The sequence below is a fragment of the Domibacillus sp. PGB-M46 genome (assembly GCF_022668875.1).
In the GTDB taxonomy this organism is placed as follows: Bacteria; Bacillota; Bacilli; order Bacillales; family Domibacillaceae; genus Domibacillus.
The window spans coordinates 36642-57587 of record NZ_JAKGCR010000009.1 but is presented as its reverse complement, the minus strand read 5'-3'; the positions used below and the strand labels follow the sequence as shown (position 1 = coordinate 57587).

The following is a 20946-nucleotide window of genomic DNA, read 5'->3' as shown; positions in this document are numbered from 1 at the left end:
AACAAAGGAGAAGTAAACATGACATCGATTACGATTCCAGAGCTTGGAGAAGAGATTGAAAAAATCCTTCTGGTACAGTGGTATAAACAGCCCGGTGATTATGTAACGGTGGGCGATACGCTGGCCAAATTCAACAGTGATGGTATTGAATTTGACCTTTTTTCAGAAACAGAAGGTACGCTTAAAGAGTTATTTGTAACGGAAGACACGTTAGTCAAAATTGGTGATGTCATATGTGAGATGGACTCTGGCAGTTCATCGTCAGCAGAGCCGTCTGCAGAAGAGGAAGAACAAGAAGCTGCTGAAGACGAAAAGCCTTCCGAAAGTGTAACAATCCCAGAGCCAAACAGTGTGAAGGACAGCTCGATTCACTTAATAGACAAGAGTGACAAGCCGGTTTTATTTTCACCAGATGTACAAACGATTCCGGTTACGTCCATTTCCATGACATACAAGGAAGTAAAAGCGCTAATCAGCCATTTGTATGAAAGAGCAGAAGCAGACTTTTTCAAGGAGGGAACAGATTTCTTCCAAGATATTAAACAGATGCTTCGTTCCAGATGGGTATTCATGAATAATGTGAATGTTGTATACGATCACAATATTACAGCCCTATTTCCTTACAGAAAACATTATAAACTAGCGGATGAAGATTTTGACTATAAAAAGCATCTGGATGTGTCCGGTTTCGAAGGTGATGCGATGACTCCGGAAGAAACGGTTAAAAGCTTTGATACAACCGATCACCCTGTATTTCAAAAAATAGCCGCTTTGGATGATGGATCTACAAGTAAAAATCCGCCCGTTTCAAGGATATTTGCGAATACGGCCGCACATTCTTCTAAATCCATTGCCTTTAAATTTAATGAGTATGAGATGCAAAGCTTTGATGTAGTCAATCAAAAAACCGATTTGCAGGGGAAAGGCTTTTTCGTGCCGATCTTCCGTTTAAAAGGAGAGAATGCCTTCGGGACCGATGATCGGACCGCTGTTCATTTATGGCTGGAAAATGGATTGGTGCCAAGTGGATTAAGTGCGGAACGCCAGCACGAATATGAGTATTTGCTTGCACTGCATCAATTAAAGGATTTAGACCATGAAAATTTTGAAAAAGAACTGCCGTCTATCGCAATTGATTCCAAGGCGCTGTTTGAGAAGCTGTTAAACTCTGAAAAAGTAAGAGCGGAAGTAGATACATATGATGAAAAGATGCTGACAGATCCGAATCGAGGCCATTGGGACCTGTGGCCGGTCCTAGATGAAGAAAAGCCTTTAACGATAAAACTGAATGCTGAAATCATGGCCCGAAACCCGAAAATGGATATTCGGGAAGACGGCGTAGTGGGAATTGATTTCGGTACGAAAAGCACTGTAGTCGTCCATCAGGAAAAAAGTGACTTTACGCTTCCGATGCGTGTGGGAGTTGGCTACTTTAACACAGAAGTGCAGGACTGGCATTACGAAAATCCAACCGTCATTGAATTTATTGATTTAGAACATTTCCTAGAGCTTTACCGGGAAAAAGAAGGCAGGCCGGATACGAAATGGCAGGATGTAACGGTTTCCCATACGGCTTTTAATAGTTTAATGAACGGAAAGAGCGACCATTACTACTCTATCTTAAATAATCTTAAGCAATGGGCTGGAGAAAAGAAAAAACATCTGCGTCTAAAAGACAAAAGGGGATATGACGTGGTTCTGCGTTCCTTCTCGGATTTAACAGAGCAGGAAATCAATCCGATTGAGTTATATGCGTACTACCTCGGTTTGTATATTAACAACCAGCATAATGGCATTTATCTGGATTACATTTTGTCTTTCCCGGTCACTTACGAAAAAGCGGTTAGAGAAAAAATTCTAAAGAGCTTCCAGCGCGGATTGAAAAAGACCCTTCCTGTTTCAATTCAGCAGGATGAAGAAGTGATGAAAAAATTCCGCGTGACAAGCGGCGCAAGTGAACCAGCCGCCTACGCCATTTGTGCCTTGCAGGAGTATGGGTTTGAACCGGAAGAGGATGAAAAAACGTATTACGGCGTGTTTGATTTTGGCGGAGGTACGACCGACTTTGACTTTGGTATTTGGCGCGAAGCAGGCCCGAAGGAAACAAGATATGACTATGTGATCGAGCATTTTGCAGCGGGCGGGGACCGTTATTTAGGCGGTGAGAACCTGCTGGAGTTTTTAGCCTTCCAAGTGTTTAAAAACAACCAAAAAATGATGCGTGAATTGAATATCTCTTTTATTCTGCCGGCAGAATGTATAAGGTTCCCGGGAAGTGAGACGCTGATTAATGAGTCGCAGGAGTCCTATTTAAACATGAAGCAGCTGGTGGAAAAATTAAGACCTCTGTGGGAAAAACATGACCAGTATGAAGAGAAGTTCGAAAAAGGGATGATCCGGGCGGACCTGTTTGACAAAACCGGCCAGGCAAAATTGAATGTTGAACTTTTGGTTGATCAAAATGAACTCGAACAGCTTATTGAAGAAAGAATTGAAAAAGGCATTAAAAACTTCTTTGAGTCTTTACGGCGCGCTTTTGCCCGTCCGGAAATCGGCAAAGTCGATAAGGTCAACATCCTGCTTGCAGGAAACTCATGTAAATCGCCAGTAGTAATGAATCTGTTCAACAAATGGATGGAAAAGGAACAACAGAACAGTCAAAACTGGGGCGAGACGTCTGATAATTTATTTGAGGTTTTTCCGCCGCTCGGGACAGAGGCAGCTTATGCAAAACAGGAAGAAAAACATAAAGCGGTGAACCGGGATGTGTTAACCGCTCCGACTGGAAAAACAGGCGTGGCCTTTGGGCTTGTTCAAAGCAGAAAAGGCGGAAGCATCAAAGTAATTGACCGCAATATGGTCAATGATGAATCAAAGTTCAAGTACTTTCTTGGCAGAGGAAAAAAAGGAAAGTTCAAAACGGTCATTGATCAAGAAGAAAAGTATAATACGTGGCATTTGTTTATTGATGCGTCAGAAGAAGATTTTGAAATATACTATACAAGCCTGCCGGAAGCCGGCACCAGCCAGCTCGATATTAAGCAGGCTCAGCGTAAAAAGTTTCGTATTGAGCATGTAGATGATTCCGCTTTTGTGTTCATTCGAACCATAAGCCCGACTGTCATTGAATATGTGGTTGCGCATGAAGATGGGATTTTAAATGGCATTTATTTAAGTGACATTACGAGAGTCGAGTTAAGCTGATCAATTGAATCGTAATTAAAATGTAGAAAAAGCGCAGATATCCATCTGCGCTTTTTCTGTTGTTTCGATTTATACGTCCTTTATGTAATAGGCAGACTCTAAAATGCCGTGCATTTTTATGATGCTGCTACAGCTGCGAAGCCCGCCGCCGGTAAAGAAAGCTTGCCAGGCTATGAATTGATATTGATTTTATGGATCCCGTATAACCATGATTAGTACCAATATTAGTATTAATATTTTGATCAAACTAAATAGGATGATTGGTTGCTTTTAAAACGGTGCATAGACAGAAGGAAGCTCAACTGAATAACGGACCGAGTGTAGCTTTCCACCAAACTCCTATGTTACCCTAAATTTGGGAGGTTTTAATCATGAGAAAGAATCAGCTTACAGCTCTTTGTTTGATCATGTCCTTTCTTTTTTTTACAGCCTGTCAGTCCAACAACACTCAAGAAGCCGAAGAGTCAGACGCCCGTCTGACAGAAGAAGCTCCTGTCCAAGAACGTCCCAGTTCGGAAGGCGGTATTACGTTATCAACCGAAAAAGACCGGTATTCTTCATCAGTTGATACCATTGTAGTAGAAATCCGGAATGAGAGTAAGAAAGAATATATGACGGGCGCTCATGTTTTTCTTGAGAAAAAAGTGGAGGGCACGTGGTATAAAGTTCCAATGAAGGCGGACGTTTTTACAGAAGAAGCAATCCATCATCCTCCGGGCAAATCCTCATCCTTGGCCCTTCAAGTCAGTGACTTAAAGTACGAATTCACACCAGGCAAGTATCGGGCAACGATAAGCGGGCTTGCTGCGCCATTTAAAGTTATAGAATAAAGAACCAATATGGTTCTTTTTTACATGCAATGAGAGAAGGGGGCAGCTAAGATGCTGCACATAAAGAATGCAGAACAACTGTTGAGAAAGCAAATTGGTGAACATACAGATCCAGCAAAGGTGTGGGAGATCTTTAAAGAATTTTCACAGCTGGACGCAGAAAATGAATACGAAAAAGCCATTCTATTTCAATGCGGTGTTTTTGATTTTACGGGAGAAGCGCTTTTTTACTGCGGTTTTGTCCGGCAGTTTGCAAGAGAAGAAGGCGGAGAGCTGGAGCAGCTTCATTGTGAATTTGTTTTTGAACCGGTCCAGGAGCTTAAGGACCTCGAAGCTGAAACTTGGTACTTTGACTCAGAAGGAGATATAGAAGACTTTTTTAAGGAAGTGGAAAGCCTAAAAGAGTTTCAAAAGCCGTTCGAGTATAAACCACTTAAAATTAATATTTATCAAAAGCAGACTTAAGGAATAACAAAGCAGATGGGAATAGAAGTACTTTAGGCGTTTCAAGCTGTAAGTATATCAGGACGACGGAGGACACTTATACGAATATGTAAAGAAAACCTATGGATGTCAAAATCCACAGGCTTTTTTGAATAAAATAATAGTCCGCTAGCTGTTTTGCAGCAGTGCCTTAATCCGAAAAGCAAGCCGGAGGCACAGCGTTTGTTCGGGATCCTTTAAGCTGCGGCCAAGCAGCTCCTCGCATTTTTCCAGCCGGTAAATAACTGTGTTGCGGTGGATAAACAAACGCTTCGCGGTTTCGGACAGCTGGCAGTGTGACTCTAAATAAACTGACAATGTCTGCATTAACAGATCATAATCTTTTTTCGGTTCGTCCACGAGTGCCTGGAATGTATTGTGGTAAAACTGCTTCATTTGCTCGTACGGAATCATCCGCAAAATCTCGGATACTTCTTTTGGCTGGTAGGACTCTATAAATCCAGTGCTGCCGAGCATGGCCCCGTAATAAAGCGCATTTACGGCTTCCTTATGGGCTTCCGGAAGCCGCAGCAGCTGTTCGGCATACGTGCTGATACCAAAAGAAATCGTTTTTTGCAGCAGCGTTCCAACCGATGACTGGACTGCTTTTAAAAAAGAAACGAAGCTTTCTTCACAATTCTTCCAGTTTCCTTTCGCCTCCATCAGAATCACAAACTTATCCTCGGAAGCAAACAGCTGCATGTTTTCCCCTGTTCCCTGTATGTCTTCGTCAATCGTATCGTAAATCAGCTCGGATTCCCATTGGTGCTCGGCAAGAGAAAAACTTTTTTCTGATTGATCTATACGGCCGGCTGCACAGAAATAGCGGTTTTCGTTCGAGAGACCAAACTCTTTCGCACGGTTAAGGATTTCTTCAGACGAAGAAAAAGCCCCGTTCATAAAGTTTGTAAAAAATTCATTGCGAAGCCGTTGTGTTTTTTGTTTGAGCGCATTTTCTTTCATAAGCTCAAATGCAATCACGTTGGCAGCTTGCTCCACTGTTAAAACCGCAGAACGGTCTGTCGGCGGGATAAACCGATGAACAGCAAGATAGCTCGGCTGTTTTTTATGCGTGTAGATCGGAAACAGCGTAAAGGTTTTTTGGATGTCGCTGTCTTGAAGCGAAAAAGCGGTTAAACCGGCTTTTGGCAAATGAGCACCCATGCCGGCAAACAACGAGTAAAACGGATCTCCTAAATGGCCTGTGCTGTAAAACGGTCTCAGCTGGTGATTAAGCAGGGTGACCTGGTCCCCGATTAAGCCGGACAGGCTTTGAAGAATTTTATCGAGCCCCTGCCCGTTCAGAATCAAGTTAGTAAATTGCTGGTGTGTTTTCATCGCCTGGCGAAGTTCGGTTGTCCGCATATCCAAAATACAGCTTAAGGATTGATGAACAATATCTCCAAGGGATGTTTCAAAAGGTATATCAACCAGCGGGATCCCGTATTGATCCGCAAGTTCAACCGCTTCTTCTGGGATGTGATGCAAAAAGCGTTTCGTTTTAATGCCAAGGCCGGCACAGCCCTGCTTGTGCATTTCCTCCAGCAGCTCCGACAGGGAAGAAGGGTTGTCTTTTAAATGAAAAGCCGTCGTAACCAGCAGCTCATTAGGTTTTAAATAAGAAATGATATCAGGCGCGTCCATCATGTTAACCGTATTCACTTCACGGTCCAGTCCTTCCCGTCCTCCGGCCACAATCGCGCCGGAGAAGACAGGGAGATTCAGTAAATCTTTCATGAACATGTTCGTTCTCTCCTTGATGTTTGAATAGTTTGATCTTTTAGTTAGATTAAACAATAAAACGAGAGAACTTTCTACATTTTTATGAATGTTTTTCGTTTATCATTCGATTACAATAAAATCACACAAGAAAAGAGCGGGGGGATGGATATGATCAAAACGGATCCGCCTATCGAAATGAAAACGGCCTATGAAATGACGGAATGGCTGGCTCATTACGGGCAGACCGAAAGAGGCGGTGTTACCCGCCTTTTATACGATCAAAAATGGAAGGAAGCCCAACAGGCGCTTCAAAAAGAAATGGAAGCTGCCGGACTTGTTTCTTATTTTGATGATGCCGGAAATCTTTATGGGCGCCTGGAAGGGGCCGAAAAAACGGACGCTGTGATTTTAACCGGTTCTCATATTGATACAGTGGCAGATGGCGGTAAATATGACGGGGCGTACGGCATTGTGGCCGGTATACTGGCATTGAAGTCACTCTTTAAGCAGTACGGGCAGCCGAAGCAAACGATCGAAGTGGTGTCGCTTTGCGAAGAAGAAGGAAGCCGTTTTCCCCTCACATATTGGGGATCGGGAAACATTACAGGACTGCGGAAAGAGGAGCATATCCAGGAACTGAAAGACTCGTCCGGCACAACGTTTACAGAAGCGATGAATGCGGCGGGATTTGGTCTAGGACACTTCCGCAAAGCAAAACGGGATGATTTGGATTGTTTTATTGAACTTCACATTGAGCAGGGAGAAGTACTGGAGCGGGAAGGAAAAGCAGTGGGCGTTGTCAGCCACATTGTCGGGCAGCGCCGCTATAACGTAACGATTACAGGAGAAAGTAATCATGCAGGCACGACGCCGATGCCGTACCGAAAAGACGCGGTTTACACAGCGGCCGTGCTTACTCAAACGCTGATCGAGCAGGCAAAGAAAACTGACCCGGACCTCGTTGCCACGGTTGGCAGGATGGAGATTAAACCAAACATTCCAAACGTTATTGCCCGTGAAGTCGTGTTTTCAGTCGATATTCGCCATAGTGAGGAACCGCTGCTGGAATCGTTTAGCACTGCTATTTTCGAAACCTTTAAGCAAATCTGTCAGGTGCACCAGACAGGTATTCACATTGAAAACTGGATGAATGAAAAACCGGTGCCGATGTGTCAGAAGCTGAGTGCGCTGTCGACTGACATTTTAAAAAGAGAGCAGATTCCTTACAAAGTGATGACAAGCGGTGCAGGACATGATTCTCAAGTGTTTGGCCAGTATGTGCCGACCTCTTTATTGTTTGTGCCGAGCCACCGGGGAATCAGTCATTCACCGGATGAATATACAAAAGCGGATGACTTGGAACAGGGAGTCCAGCTGTTAATAAAGACGTTATATGAGTTAGCTTACTAAGGAGGAAAACAAGATGACGGGATATCGTGAATTAAATACACCATTACGTACAATCATGACACCGGGACCAGTTGAAGCAGATCCACGGGTGCTTCGTGCCATGAGTACACCGATTCTGGGCCAGTTTGATCCGGCTTTTACTCAAATTATGAATGAAACGATGGATATGCTGCGCCAAGTATTTCAGACAAAAAACCAATGGGCGTTTCCGATCGATGGAACATCCCGCTCGGGCCTTGAAGCGGTATTAACGAGTGTGCTGGCACCAGGAGATAAAGTGTTAATTCCGATCTTTGGGCGGTTTGGCCACCTGCTGACGGAAATTGCAGAGCGCAATGGTGCTGAAATTCATAACATTGAAACAGAGTGGGGCCAGGTATTTGACCAAGATGAAATTATTGAAGCGTTAGAGCGGGTAAAACCGAAAGTATTAGCTGTTGTTCACGGGGAAACATCAACAGGATGCATGCAGCCGCTTGATAAAGTCGGGAAAGCCTGCCGCGAAATGGGCATCATCTCTATCGTAGACGCAGTTGCGACCATTGCCGGAACCGAAGTGAAAGTGGATGAATGGCAGCTTGATGCGGTCATTGGCGGCACGCAAAAGTGTTTTTCCGTACCATCCGGTATGGCGCCGATTACGTACAATGAACGGGTCGAGAAAATTCTGGCTTCTCGCAAGAAAGTGGAAAGAGGCGTACGGACAGCGGAAGATGCAGAAAATGTCCTGCATCCTATTCAAAGCAATTATTTCGATTTAAGCCAGCTGCAGGACTACTGGGGACCACGCCGTCTGAACCACCATACGGAAGCGACGTCTATGCTTTATGCACTTCGAGAAGGCGCCCGTGTTGTGCTTGAAGAAGGCCTTGAAGCGCGTTTTGCCCGCCACCGCCTTCATGAAAAGGCGATTATGGAGGGAATTAAAGCCATGGGGCTGACGCTGTTCAACGATGTGCCATGGAAACTGCCAATGGTTACATGTGTGAACATTCCAGAAGGTATTGACGGAGAAGCTGTCCGGTCTATGCTGCTTGAGCAGTTTGGAATTGAAATTGCCAGCTCGTTCGGTCCGCTCCACGGAAAAATCTGGCGCATTGGCGCAATGGGATACAGCTGCCGGAAAGAAAACGTATTTGCTGTATTATCTGGCCTTGAAGCCGCATTGATCCGAAATGGTGCCGTTGTTCAAAGAGGAGAAGCACTGCAGGCTGCGCTAAATGTGTACGAGACAGCGGCTGCTGAAAAAGTTATGATGTAATAGGAAGCCGGCCCGTATCCATAGTTTGTTTATGGTGGAAGCCGGCTTCTTACTCTTTTGCTTGGAAAAGAAGGTGAAGATATGCGGGAATGGATGAAGGTAAAACATTGGACTGCAGGGATGCAATGGCTGTTTTTTCTTTTTACAAATACAGTCGTCATCCCGATTACGATTGGAAGTGCATTTGAGCTGGGGCAGGGGAAAATAGTAGCGCTCCTTCAGCTTTCTTTTATTTTCACAGGACTCGCTTGTATTGTACAAGCCCTGTTTGGCCATCGCCGTTCGATTATGGAAGGGCAGTCAGGTCTTTGGTGGGGCGTTATTTTAAGTATGTGCTACATAGCACCCGCACAAGGGATTCCTCTCTCAGTGCTGGGAGGCAGTATTTCAGCCGGCATTGTTTTATCTGGTCTGATCACGGTGCTGGTCGGCTTATCCGGCTTATCCGCTCATATCGCCAAATGGTTCAATGCCGGTGTCATGGCCGTCTTTACGTTTTTGCTGGCCGTCCGGCTGAATACTATTTTTTTGAAAGGGATGCTCGGGCTCCCCTTTAGCACTGGCGAAGCTGCGCCGCAGATTGATGTTCCTGTTTTTTTACTGTCATGCGCCATCGTCCTGTTTACGATTTTGCTTAGTGTAAAAGGACATTCCAGCATCAGTCGCTATTCACTTCTGATCAGCATTATCGCCGGCTGGATTGTATATGAAGCACTGTTTTCAGCTTCAGGAGAAACTGCCGGTATGAGCAGCGATCCTGCTTTTGGCTTGTTTCTTCTTGGGGATCTGTCTTTTGATGCGGGTATTATCATGACAGCTGTCATTGCTGGTATGCTGAATCTATCGAATACATTCGGTGCCTTAAAAGGAACCGACTTGATGTATCAGGATGAAACAGGGAACCGGCAGTACCGCCGTTCTTTCACGATTTCAGGTGTGTTTACTATGGTCTCCGGTGTCTTCGGCATGGTGCCATACGCTCCATACGTGTCGTCCATTGGTTTTTTGCATCAAACGCGCATTTTAGAGAGGCTGCCGTTTATTCTTGGAGGTATCTTCTTTATCATCATGGGGATCATTCCGGCGGTGGGCCATTTAATGGCACAAATGCCTTTAAGCGTTGGCAGTGCCGCGCTGCTTGTTGCGTATATGCGCTTGCTGCAAACCGCGCTCGGTTACTTTGCTCAAATCGAGATGACACCGGCCAACCTGTACCGGGTGGCTGCGCCACTGTTTATCGGTATTATTTTTCTATTTTTCCCTACGGAATATTTTCTTTCATTTCCGGCTTTTATACGGCCGCTCGTCAGCAATGGTCTGCTGATCGGGATTTTACTGTCGCTTGTGCTGGAGAACAGCCGCTTTAAGGAACGCAAGCGGAAACAAAGCAGACGTTTCAAACTTATTAAAGGGGAGGCGTATCAAAATGAATGATCAATGGAATGCGTTTGTCGACCAAGAAATCAAGCTTGTACCGACTGGAAAAGGAGCATTGGATGGACGTACCTTTGCGGTCAAAGATGTGTTTTCCATCAAAGGATATACAAGCAGTGCAGGCAATCCAGACTGGCTCCGGACGCACGAGCCGGCGGAGGAAACAGCAGATTCGATTCGAAAGCTGCTTGATGCAGGGGCGGCCCTTACAGGCACTCTTCAGACGGATGAGCTGATGTACAGCTTGAACGGTGAAAATGCGCATTATGGAACGCCGGTGAACCCGAAAGCGCCGGACCGCATTCCAGGCGGCTCATCAAGCGGCTCTGCTGCTGCCGCGGCGGCCGGGCTTGTTGATTTTGCCATTGGAACTGATACAGGAGGCTCGGTCCGCATTCCGTCCTCGTATTGCGGCTTGTATGGCATTCGGCCGACACATGGCGCTGTCGATATAAGCGGCGTGATTCCGCTGGCCAAAAGCTTTGATACAGTCGGCTGGATGGCACAGGATCTAAATTTGCTTGCTCAAGCAGGCGATGTCCTGCTTCCTGCTTCTGATAAAAAGAATCCATTCCAACGTATTTTAATAGAAGAAGAGGCGTGGGCACTGCCGGATATTGAAACGAAAGCGGCATTGCGACGTCTGCTGCCGGCAGCCGAAAAACAAACGGCACATGTGGAGCATGTACGGGTTGCAGAAGAAGGGCTAGCGGCCTGGACGGAAGTGTTCCGGACGATTCAAGCGCTGGAAATTTGGGAAGAACACGGTTCATGGATTACGAAAGAGCAGCCAGTATTCGGGCCGGGTATTGCGGAGCGGTTTCAAATGGCCGGCACCCTAAAGAAAGCGGAGTGCCAAAGCCAGCTCCATAAGCGTAAGGACATTCAGCAGCATATGGACGAACTGTTAAAAGATGATGCGCTTTTAATCATTCCAACGGCGCCAGGTCCTGCCCCGCTTTTGAATTTACATGGGGAAGCTGCGGAACAGTACCGTGCTAAGACCATGCAGCTAACCTGTATCGCGGGTCTTGCCGGCCTGCCTCAGATAACGCTGCCTCTGACAGAAGCCGGCGGCCTGCCAGTTGGATTATCCGTGATCGCTGGAAGACATCAAGACAGGCGGCTGATCCAATGGGCTTCTGCCTTTATCCAAGCATGCAGCGGGGAGGAAAACAAAAGATGAAACTTGCTGCGATTTACAATGAAGGCCACGAAAAAGCAGTACTGATTGAGCAGGAAACGGTGTATTTGATGAGCCATATAAACGAAGCTGCGGGAAAACAGTGGAGTGAAGACCTTCTTCTTCTTCTGCAAAAAGGGGAACTGGATGAGGTAAGGAACTGGTACCAGCAAGAAGGCCGTACTTGGCTTCAAACGCTAAACGGCTTTGCACTGGATGCTGTGTCATTTGCTCCGTTATTCCGCCATCCGGAAAAAGTATTCGGGGTCGGCATGAATTACATGGAAAAAGCATTAGAGTTATCGGGCAAGCCGCCGGAAGAAGAGCCGGTTATTTTTATGAAGCCAAATTCTAGTTTAATTGGTCCAGGTGAAGCGATTCAAATTCCGCCGCAGTCGCCCAATGTATCAGGAGAAGCAGAACTGGCTATCGTGATAGGCAAAACATGCGAAAATGTAGAAGAAGCTGATTTTTGGGATGTAATTGCGGGCTTTACCGCCAGTCTGGATATGACTGCAAAAGATATTCAAAATCAAAATCCCCGTTTTCTTCAGCGGGCAAAAAGCTTTAATACATTTTGCAGCTTTGGCCCGTATTTGATAACTTCGGATGAAGTGCCGGATCTGGCTTCAATCAAAGTTGAAACCGTATTAAATGGTTCTGTCTGCCATGAAAATGTGATTGCCAATATGATGTACTCTCCGGCTTTTATTGTATCGTTTTTCTCAAAAATCATGACGCTTCAGCCAGGGGATACGATTTTAACCGGAACACCAGGGTCGGCTATTATCCGTGAAGGGGATATGATCGAGTGCCGGATCACCGGGTTCCCCCATTTAACAAATCCAGTCAAAAAGCGTAAATAAGAAAATAAAAAAATAAGAAGCTGTTTCAGAAACCGGCGGAAGGGCCGTTTCTGGAACAGCTTTTTTCATTTGACCTGTCAAGAGACATGCCAGGTTCGACCACGCTCCCAACACATCACTTAAGAAGCGGGCTTTCCAGCTTGGAAAGTCTGTAAAGGTGGGGGTTCGTTTCTTATGAAGGGATGGGATCCTGGAGTAAAAGAAAGACGGGCAAGGTTAGGCCTGTTTAAATAAGCAGGGAGAATTCCCTCCTAACAGTTGACCGGGACAGCAGTGGGCATTATTGCTTTCCCGATCCATTCTGTTGATTAGTTTGATCTTTTGGTTCAGGTTTATTAAGTTTGCTGTTGGGGCTGAAGCCTTGGTAAAGAAGCCAGGCTATAACAACAAAAGATACGATAAAAAACATGAGAAAAAAGGTTGTTTGAGTAAAAATGATAACCCCTCCTAAAATTTTCTTTATTAGAATGGTTGCCAATTTAGGGGTGTTTATTCGTAAAAACGTAAAAAAGTCTTTTGCATGTCGGAGGAGGGTACTGACATCAATGAACTGACGCATTCGGACTGCCAGCCGAATTGTGTTTTTTTATTTCAGTAATCATTAGAAGGGAATTAACCTTTTTTAAAATTTTGTATAGATTTACTGGGAAATTAGTCAAGAGGAATATCAAAGACGCGTTGAACGAGAGGATTCGGAAAAAGGACAGTCACTGAGTGGTTTCAATTTCTATAGCGAACCGCCAAGAGTAGAAGTATAGGTTGAGATTCATCAGCCAGTGGCTGAAATAAAAGAAAAAAACTCTGACATTTCTAGAGATGTATAAAAAGGCTATTCATCTACTAGTTTAACGATGATACATGAAGTTTCTCCTCCATCTTCATCATCTTCAATCGTTTCATTTTGGGGGAATGCTGCTTTTCGTATTTCGGTGTTTTATTACACCGCTAATTTTTAGTAAAGCCTGTTCATCCTTGCTGAATGGAAGAGTAGTTTCAACATCTTTATATTAACACAGAGTTTGTTCTACATTCTAAATTCCAATTAAAGGGAAGTCAAAAAGTTTCCGGCACTTTTATATTTTAACTTTAATATAGCGTGTACTTTATTTTCTTCTCGACAGTCTATAGGAAAGTGATGAAACTTCTGGTGATAGTTGGGGATTGGATCATTTGATATTGGTGGCGAGGCAGCTTCACGGGATTTCTCGTTCCGGAGAAATCCTTTAGAGCAGGGGATCGGGCAGTAAGCTGCGGTAATAGAATATAAACAAGAGGAGTGGAGGTGGAAGCGGCGATCTTATGTTTGCAGGAACCATAGTAAAATTTGCGGGTTTTATGGGGAAATCCATGAAATGACCACCTTTTCACCCCTCATCTACTTTATGTTTTTCTTATTCAAAAAGGGGGAGACAGCCTTGGAGATTGGAGAGTGGAAAAAAGTCAAAATCGGTCATGTTACGGTCGTTGGATATGTCAGTCGCATTGGTTATTACCATAGTCAAATTGAGCTAGTAATCGTCGGCAGAATCAAAAACGGCATTATGCAATGGGGAATGCCGACCAGGTTACTATTTGGGGAGCATCGATTAGAACCGGTGGGCACACTGCTGGATGATTTACAGGATAAAACCACACTCATTGATATAGCCCTTATGACGAAAGACAAGGAATGGTTTGAAGAATTGACAGAAGGCTTAAAAAATGGCATATCGAAGAGCAATAATTGAGCAGAAGTGAGCCTGGAAGAATAAAAGTCTGCTGCGCTGAAAAGTTTGAATTAAAGTGGTCGGCCCACATGAAGATACAATTGCAGTGAAACAAGCTGATTATGCATACTATATCTCTTATGAAACCTATCAAACTGAGTATAGGTATTCTGTCAATAACATTATTGACATTTGCCATTTTGGGTACCTTCACTGGAAATTCCGTTTTTAGTGTCTTAGTGAGTAAAAGCAGCTTAGAGAAAAACTATTTAGTAGACAATGAATTTTATGCCCAAAAGCTGGCTGCTACAACAGATTCTCTTTTTAAAAGCATGTTACAAAATCTCCGTATAGAGTCACAAGAAGAGGAACTCCTGACGAAAAATACGCAAACGATCCAACATACACTAAACACCATATTAAATGCTACTCGTTTTTTTAACACAGTTTGGTTTATAGATGAAACAGGTCATGTTGTTGCAACAGCACCGCATATGGATTTGGAAGGCCAAAAGGCGAACAGAGCCGGCGCAAGGGAAGCGCTCAAAAAAAGAGTTCCTTTAATATCTGAACTTTATGCGGGTCTTAATGGTCATCTCATTATGCTCGTTTCTTTTCTGGTTTACGGTGAGAATGGAGTTTATACAGGGTTTCTTGTTGGATCAATCAATTTAGATGAGAATAACAGTCTATCTGATATACTTGGCGAATATCCACAGCATGAAAGCGGTTCATATATGTAGTTGATTCTAAGGGCAACATTATCTATCACTCGGGTCTCAGCAGAATTAGAGAGAGCGTAAAGGATAATGCAGTTATCAAGAAAGTGTTGAAGGGGAAAGGTCGAAGCCGGGAGGTTGTTAACTCAAAAGGTATAACGATGTTAGCTGGCTATACCTCCTCCAATTCATCAGCAGGGCATTGGGGAATTGTATCTCAAACGCCTAAAGAAGCTATTTTGGAACAAATTACTGAGCTGGAAAAAAGTGAGTTTGGTTACTTTTCCGTTTATTGTCTTGGTGTTAACCTACATCTTATTACAGAAACTTGTGAAGCCGCCTCTCTTTAAAGTTACTTCAAAATAAACGATAAACGAGCCGGAGCAGGATCAACATTCTGTTCCGGCCTGTTTTATAGGGATATTTGTTACTTTGCGAATCGCCGAGCGGCTGCTATGCAAAGCGCAACGGCAATATTCACTGCTACAAGTGCCCAGCCAACTTTCTCATGCAGAATGATAGAGGCAAGCAGCAGTCCAAAAAAAGGTTGGAGAAGCTGCAGCTGTCCAACTGCTGCTATGCCTCCCTGCGCAAGGCCTCGATACCAGAAGACGAAGCCGATAAGCATGCTGAATAAAGACACGTAAGCAAGGCTGAAGAGAGCAGGTTGACCGATGCCCGCCCATGAGTCGGGTGTTAAGTAAAATGATAACGGCAACATAAGGGGAAGCGATAGAACGAGCGCCCAGGAGATCACCTGCCAATTCCCCAGCCTGCGCGAGAGCCTGGCTCCCTCTGCATAACCGAGACCGCATACGATAATAGAAGCAAGCATAAAAGCGTCGCCGATCGGTGATGATTCCCCATCTTGAATGAGAGCAAATCCTGCAACCAGAAAGCTGCCTGCTGCGGAAAAGATCCAGAAGGCGGGTCGAGGCCGTTCACCACCCCGAATAACCCCGAAGATTGCTGTTGAGAGCGGAAGAAGCCCAACAAAGACAATGGCATGCGCGGACGTGACATATTGAAGGGCTAACGCAGTGAGAAGCGGAAAACCAACTACCACGCCAAACGCTACCATCACCAGTGGACCTATGTCGATGCTGGCAGGCCGCTGCTGCCGGAAGATGAGAAGGAGAACGCCTGCCAGCACGCCTGCTATTGCGGCGCGGCAGACAGTGAGGAACAACGGATCAAAATCCGCTACAGCTAAGCGTGTCGCAGGCAGCGAGCCACTGAAGATCAGTACGCCCAAAAAACCATTCATCCAGCCATTTGTTGCTTTGTTCATTGCCATTCACTCCAAATCATGTTTCTTCTTGATAGAATTCCTTTAAAGGACTAAACCATTTTTTATAGGTTGTCTTACCAAACCTTTCTTCATGGATTACAATAACTATAAACTGGAATTGACCTTTCATAAATAGCCAGTTTCCTTAAATAAAACCGTGCCAGTAAGGAGGAACTATATAAATGGATATCACGTTTTTTTTAAATCGAAATCTAGATATTCCGCTTTATCAGCAGCTCTATCGGCTTTTAAAAGAAAATATGCACGAGGGACATATTCAAAAAGGAATAAAACTCCCTTCAAAAAGGCTGCTCGCGTCACAGCTTTCTGTTAGTCAAACGACTGTAGAACGGGCTTACGAACAGCTTGCTGCCGAAGGCTATATTGTGAGCAAACCAAGAAGTGGCTGGTTTGCTGATTATGATGGTTCTGATTTTATTCATATTAAAATGCCAAGCACATCATCTATGAAGCCAAAAGCACAAGAAAATGAACAAATGATTGATTTTCACTATGGGAATGTGGATTCCGCTCACTTCCCACTTTCTGCCTGGCGAAAAAGTATGGTCAATAGTTTAGATCAATATGGGCATGTGCTCTATCGTCCGGGAGATGTTTTAGGAGAGCTTGAGTTAAGAACACTCATTGCAGAGCACCTGTATCAATCGCGCGGGGTCCGCTGTCTGCCTGAACAAGTCATCATAGGGGCCGGCAGCCCTGTTTTGATGCATTTCTTGTGCCAAGTCTTCGGCCCGAATAGTACCATAGGGTATGAGGATCCGGGTTCTTCGAGATCGAGAAAGATTTTTGAAGTCAATCATATGAAGATTCTTCCTATACCAGTTGATCATGAAGGACTCTGTATAGAGGAAATCCAAAAAGAGCGGCCAAGCCTTTTATATATAACGCCTTCTCATCAGTTTCCGCTCGGAACAATTATGACGATTAACAGAAGAATTGAACTGCTTAAATGGGCAGCCCAAAACCAAACATTTATTATTGAAGACGATTATGATGGGGAATTTAGATACAGCGGACAGCCGATCCCGTCCTTGCAAGGGCTTGATCAGCATAACCGTGTCATTTACATGGGCACTTTCTCTAAATCCCTTCTTCCTTCACTGCGTATCAGTTATATGATTCTTCCTGCACCTCTTTTGGAAAAAGGCAGTGAAATCACCTCTTTGTATAAGCAAACGGTGTCCTGCCACAGTCAACTGACACTGGCTGAATTTATAAAAAATGGCGGATGGCAAAAACACATCAACAGAATGAGAAAGCTGTACCAAAAAAAAAGGGCCATTTTATTAGAGGCCTTACAAAGCGAATTAGGAAGACACGTAAAGATTCGAGGAGAAAACTCGGGATTGCACATCTTGCTTGACGTAGACTCGCCATTTAGTGAAAAAGAGCTCATAGAGAAAGCAAGAGAGCATGGCGTGAAAATTTATCCTGCATCCGTTTTTTATAAAAAACAACCTCCGACAACTACAGTATTAATTGGATTCGCCGGGGTTTCTAAAGACAACATACGAGAAGGGATAAAAAAACTGAAAGCTGCCTGGGAAATATAAGGGGGCTTTCCGTTTTGATGGTCGTATAACACTGCTACAAAATAAACAAAGTAATAAAAGAATGGTTCTTCCTAATCAACAGTCCGTCTATATTGAATACATTTACTAACCCGGGCTAACATGAAAAGTAATCTTTTCTTAAAAGGGGGGGGTTTTTAGTACAGGCATGTAAAATAGCGTTTAGAATGTGTGCAAATTACCTCCCAAAATAACATCCTCTTTGACCACACTGCGACCACAAAGCATATGACTTCTTATTGTCTCATTTTCACTTTTTTATTTTAGGGATAATGCAGACAGCTTCGTTATTACCGTAGATGCTCATCCTCATTGGTACGAATAGATAGCTTTATTGGAGAATGTGTACAAATCACAGAAAAAAAAACACATATTTACTGATGAATTAAGAGTTTGAATATTGTAAAATCAAACTAAATATCATTGTGTCACAAAAAGTGACATGAGCGAAAGAAGGGACGGTAGATCGTCCGCTGTAAAAGACGAGCATTGAAATAAAGCTGGAGAGCCAGAGATAGGGGAGTGAGCAATGAAACAATTTGATACAATCATTCAAAATGGAAACGTGGTTTTCTCGAATGAGGTGAAAAAAACAAACATTGCGATTAAAGAGGGGAAGATTGCCGCGATCGGCGATACGCTTTCCGGCGAAGCGGAGTACATGATCGATGCAGAAGGCCAATACGTGCTGCCCGGTATGATTGATGTCCATGTCCATTTTAGTGACCCGGGCCGTGAATATTGGGAAGGATTCCATACAGGTTCTCAAATGATGGCTGCAGGAGGCTGCACGACCTATTTTGATATGCCGCTTAATGGGATTCCTTCTACAATTGACAAAGCCGCTCTCTTTGAAAAAGCGGAAAAAGGTAACCAGACGTCCTGGACCGACTTTGCTTTATGGGGTGGACTAGTGCCAGGCAACGAACCACATTTAGCCGAACTTGCAGAAGAAGGTGTGATTGGATTCAAAGCCTTCCTGTCTACAACAGGAAATAAGGAATTTGAAAACGTAGATGACGTAACACTCTTAAGAGGAATGAAAATCATCGCGGGGCTGGGCAAGGTGCTGGCTCTTCATTCTGAAAGCGGACCGATTACCGACTGGCTCAAAGAAGAAAAAGAACGGGCCGGAAAGGTATCAGCAGATGATTACCTGGAAACACGGCCAATAGCGGCTGAAGCAGAAGCGGTACAGCGTGCTCTTTATTATGCAGAAGTAACGGGATGCCCGCTTCATTTCGTTCATATCAGCTCCGCAGAAGCCATTGAGAAAATTGAAGAAGCAAAACGTAAAGGCATGAGTGTAACCGTTGAAACGTGCCCTCACTATTTAATGTTTAATCATCATGCTCTCCAGGAAAAAGGGGCTATTGCGAAATGTGCACCGCCGCTTCGCCTGCCAGAAGAGCAGAAAAAGCTGATTGAGCTTTTGATTGCTGGAAAGTTTGATATGATTTCTTCTGATCATTCACCATGTACAAGTGATTTAAAAGATCCAGCCACGTACAATCTGTTTCAAGCATGGGGCGGTATCAGCGGTGGCCAGTTTTCTTTGCTTTCCATGATGGAGCTTGCCCTGAAGTATAAGATTCCATTTGAACATGTGGCACAGTGGACGGCATCAAATCCGGCAAAACGGTTCGGCCTTTCTTCAAAAGGGGAAATTGCAGAAGGGTATGACGCCGATTTTGTGTTACTGTCTGCCGATGAGCCGTTTACAGTGACAGAAGAGAACTTTCTCGCCAAAAACAAAATCAGCTTGTATATTGGCCACACTTTCCCGTGTACGATCAAGAAAACGATTAACCGCGGACACGTTGTGTATGACCAAGGTACGATCGCGTCAAAGCAGCCAAGCGGGCAATGGATTAAGCCAACACAAGCCGAAGAAAAAGCAGCCAGCTCAGTTAACTGAGCCGGCTGTTTCTTTGTTCTGTTTATATTTATTTTAAAAACGGAGCTATATATCTTCCTCTTTTTACATAATGAAAAAGAAAGTAAGGGGGAAGAGAATTACTACTTCGGGAAAAATTTCTCAGCGGAGAAGTTTACTTTATTTTTGGTAAAAAGCCTACGCGGCAAAGGGATCTTTTGGTATAATGAGATCTTGAGTGTAAGAGAGAAAGAAGGAAGAATGGTCGTGGGGTATACGTATAAAAAACAGCTCTACCGGTTAGAGCGTTCCTATTTAGATTACGTGATGAGTGAAGGGTTTATTCGGTTGACATCGGAAGATGAACAAAACGGACCTGAGTTTCATATTGATCTGCCGAACTCTTTTAAAAGAAAAAAAGCAGGCTTGGAGAAGAAACATATACCTCCTCATATGCGTGTCACAGTCCAAACACTGATTGATACAACGGCTCTCCCGGCGGAAGAAGCCAGCCGCTGAGGGAATTAAAGCGGCAGCGCCAAACAAGCACACGATTCGAATAGCGGATCATGTGCTTGTTTTCGTTTCAAGGAAAATAGTGATCTGTTTCTTTATTCCGCTACCTTTTCAAGATTACCATTTCGCTCCATTTTAAACTTAACAGAAGGAGGAGACTCTTCGGAAAATACGACAAGCTTGCGAGCGCGCTCCATAATCTGCATAAGAGATTCATAATCTTCCTGCATAGAATTATACACTTCTTTCAGCTGATCGAGCTCCTTTGTGACGCTTTCAAGTTCAAGCTGGAGCCGCTTGTTTTCTTCCTGAAGGGAGGCAGTATTTTCTTCAGGTGTCATCGATGACAAATATTGAATGACATCAGCCATCGTCATATAGCTGTCTGAACTGCCGGAAGGAAGAGCTGCGTTTTCTGATTTCATATCTGCCCGCTGTTTGCTTTGAGCGCGCAGCCGCTGCTTTCTTTCTTTTTTGGCTGTTTCCATCGCTTGAATATAATGCTGGCGTACAACGGCATTCCAGCGAAATCCACATGCTGCTCCTGTGCGGTTTAATACTTCTCCTACTTCTTCAAAAGCTTTCAGTTGCGTACTTCCTTCCCGTACATGCTTTAACACCGTATTGGCTAGGAAAAGATCATTGTCTTTTGACCAGGCATCCTGACGAATATTCAATGTAAGTCACTCCATTTCGTTTTCATAGTTATAGTAAAATCTAACTGACTGGCGATAGATATGAAGAGTCTTTCCACTTTGGTGTTAGTTTATTCATAAAAAGGGCAAATTATTCTTCGTACATAAAATATACATAGGAAGAAGCAAAAGAAATGCCTTCGGATGGCGGCTGTTTT

Annotated in this window: 17 protein-coding genes; 14 read left to right on the top strand and 3 right to left on the bottom strand. The window is 44.2% G+C overall.

Going from position 1 to position 20946, the window contains the following annotated elements; translation table 11 throughout:
- Nucleotides 1-18: 18 nt before the first annotated feature.
- The 3 genes from L2D08_RS12855 to L2D08_RS12845 all read left to right on the top strand — a co-directional run bounded on the left by L2D08_RS12855 (nucleotide 19) and on the right by L2D08_RS12845 (nucleotide 4499).
- Nucleotides 19-3204 carry a biotin/lipoyl-containing protein gene (locus L2D08_RS12855; protein WP_242234224.1) on the top strand — a complete coding sequence of 1062 codons (3186 nt, stop codon included), beginning with the start codon at nucleotides 19-21 and terminating at the stop codon, nucleotides 3202-3204.
- Between the two features lie 371 nt (nucleotides 3205-3575).
- Entirely contained in the window at nucleotides 3576-4034 is a 459-nt protein-coding gene (locus L2D08_RS12850; RefSeq protein WP_242234223.1) for an immunoglobulin-like domain-containing protein, read from the top strand.
- Nucleotides 4035-4085: 51 nt separating this feature from the next.
- Nucleotides 4086-4499 carry a hypothetical protein gene (locus L2D08_RS12845; protein ID WP_242234221.1) on the top strand — a complete coding sequence of 138 codons (414 nt, stop codon included), beginning with the start codon at nucleotides 4086-4088 and terminating at the stop codon, nucleotides 4497-4499.
- A gap of 147 nt (nucleotides 4500-4646) precedes the next feature.
- Here L2D08_RS12845 and L2D08_RS12840 read toward each other — a convergent pair whose 3' ends face one another.
- On the bottom strand, nucleotides 4647-6260 hold the full coding sequence (locus L2D08_RS12840) for a PucR family transcriptional regulator (RefSeq protein ID WP_242234220.1): 1614 nt from the start codon (nucleotides 6258-6260) through the stop codon (nucleotides 4647-4649).
- 147 nt (nucleotides 6261-6407) lie between these two features.
- On the opposite strand from L2D08_RS12840, the gene allC reads away from it, so the two are divergent.
- The 8 genes from allC to L2D08_RS12800 all read left to right on the top strand — a co-directional run bounded on the left by allC (nucleotide 6408) and on the right by L2D08_RS12800 (nucleotide 15168).
- Complete coding sequence (allC, locus tag L2D08_RS12835) at nucleotides 6408-7649, top strand: allantoate deiminase (RefSeq protein ID WP_242234218.1); 1242 nt, start codon at nucleotides 6408-6410, stop codon at nucleotides 7647-7649.
- 13 nt (nucleotides 7650-7662) lie between these two features.
- Nucleotides 7663-8910: a pyridoxal-phosphate-dependent aminotransferase family protein gene (locus L2D08_RS12830; RefSeq protein WP_242234217.1), complete on the top strand. Its 1248-nt coding sequence runs from the start codon at nucleotides 7663-7665 to the stop codon at nucleotides 8908-8910.
- Between the two features lie 81 nt (nucleotides 8911-8991).
- Complete coding sequence (locus tag L2D08_RS12825) at nucleotides 8992-10344, top strand: uracil/xanthine transporter (RefSeq protein ID WP_242234215.1); 1353 nt, start codon at nucleotides 8992-8994, stop codon at nucleotides 10342-10344.
- The gene (locus L2D08_RS12820; protein WP_242234214.1) at nucleotides 10337-11530 is read left to right on the top strand and encodes an amidase; all 1194 of its coding nucleotides are present in this window, start codon (nucleotides 10337-10339) and stop codon (nucleotides 11528-11530) included. Before L2D08_RS12825 ends, L2D08_RS12820 begins: the two co-directional genes overlap by 8 nt.
- Entirely contained in the window at nucleotides 11527-12393 is an 867-nt protein-coding gene (locus tag L2D08_RS12815) for a fumarylacetoacetate hydrolase family protein (protein WP_242234213.1), read from the top strand. The genes L2D08_RS12820 and L2D08_RS12815 overlap by 4 nt, the downstream gene beginning before the upstream one ends.
- A gap of 1415 nt (nucleotides 12394-13808) precedes the next feature.
- Entirely contained in the window at nucleotides 13809-14120 is a 312-nt protein-coding gene (locus L2D08_RS12810; protein WP_242234211.1) for an IDEAL domain-containing protein, read from the top strand.
- 119 nt (nucleotides 14121-14239) lie between these two features.
- On the top strand, nucleotides 14240-14842 hold the full coding sequence (locus L2D08_RS12805) for a PDC sensor domain-containing protein (protein ID WP_242234209.1): 603 nt from the start codon (nucleotides 14240-14242) through the stop codon (nucleotides 14840-14842).
- Nucleotides 14843-14979: 137 nt separating this feature from the next.
- On the top strand, nucleotides 14980-15168 hold the full coding sequence (locus L2D08_RS12800) for a hypothetical protein (protein WP_242234208.1): 189 nt from the start codon (nucleotides 14980-14982) through the stop codon (nucleotides 15166-15168).
- 77 nt (nucleotides 15169-15245) lie between these two features.
- Here the strand turns inward: L2D08_RS12800 and L2D08_RS12795 are convergent, their stop codons facing one another.
- Nucleotides 15246-16109, bottom strand: coding sequence for a DMT family transporter (locus L2D08_RS12795; protein ID WP_242234207.1), 864 nt, complete (start codon nucleotides 16107-16109; stop codon nucleotides 15246-15248).
- Nucleotides 16110-16291: 182 nt separating this feature from the next.
- Here L2D08_RS12795 and pdxR point away from each other — a divergent pair, with 182 nt between their 5' ends.
- The 3 genes from pdxR to L2D08_RS12780 all read left to right on the top strand — a co-directional run bounded on the left by pdxR (nucleotide 16292) and on the right by L2D08_RS12780 (nucleotide 20096).
- A complete protein-coding gene (gene pdxR, locus L2D08_RS12790; RefSeq protein WP_242234205.1) occupies nucleotides 16292-17683 on the top strand; it encodes a MocR-like pyridoxine biosynthesis transcription factor PdxR in 1392 nt (463 codons plus the stop codon).
- A 547-nt stretch (nucleotides 17684-18230) separates the two neighbouring features.
- Entirely contained in the window at nucleotides 18231-19619 is a 1389-nt protein-coding gene (locus L2D08_RS12785) for an allantoinase (protein WP_242234203.1), read from the top strand.
- A 225-nt stretch (nucleotides 19620-19844) separates the two neighbouring features.
- Nucleotides 19845-20096 carry a hypothetical protein gene (locus L2D08_RS12780; protein WP_242234202.1) on the top strand — a complete coding sequence of 84 codons (252 nt, stop codon included), beginning with the start codon at nucleotides 19845-19847 and terminating at the stop codon, nucleotides 20094-20096.
- Nucleotides 20097-20188: 92 nt separating this feature from the next.
- Here L2D08_RS12780 and L2D08_RS12775 read toward each other — a convergent pair whose 3' ends face one another.
- Entirely contained in the window at nucleotides 20189-20770 is a 582-nt protein-coding gene (locus L2D08_RS12775; protein WP_242234201.1) for an RsfA family transcriptional regulator, read from the bottom strand.
- Nucleotides 20771-20946 lie beyond the last annotated feature (176 nt).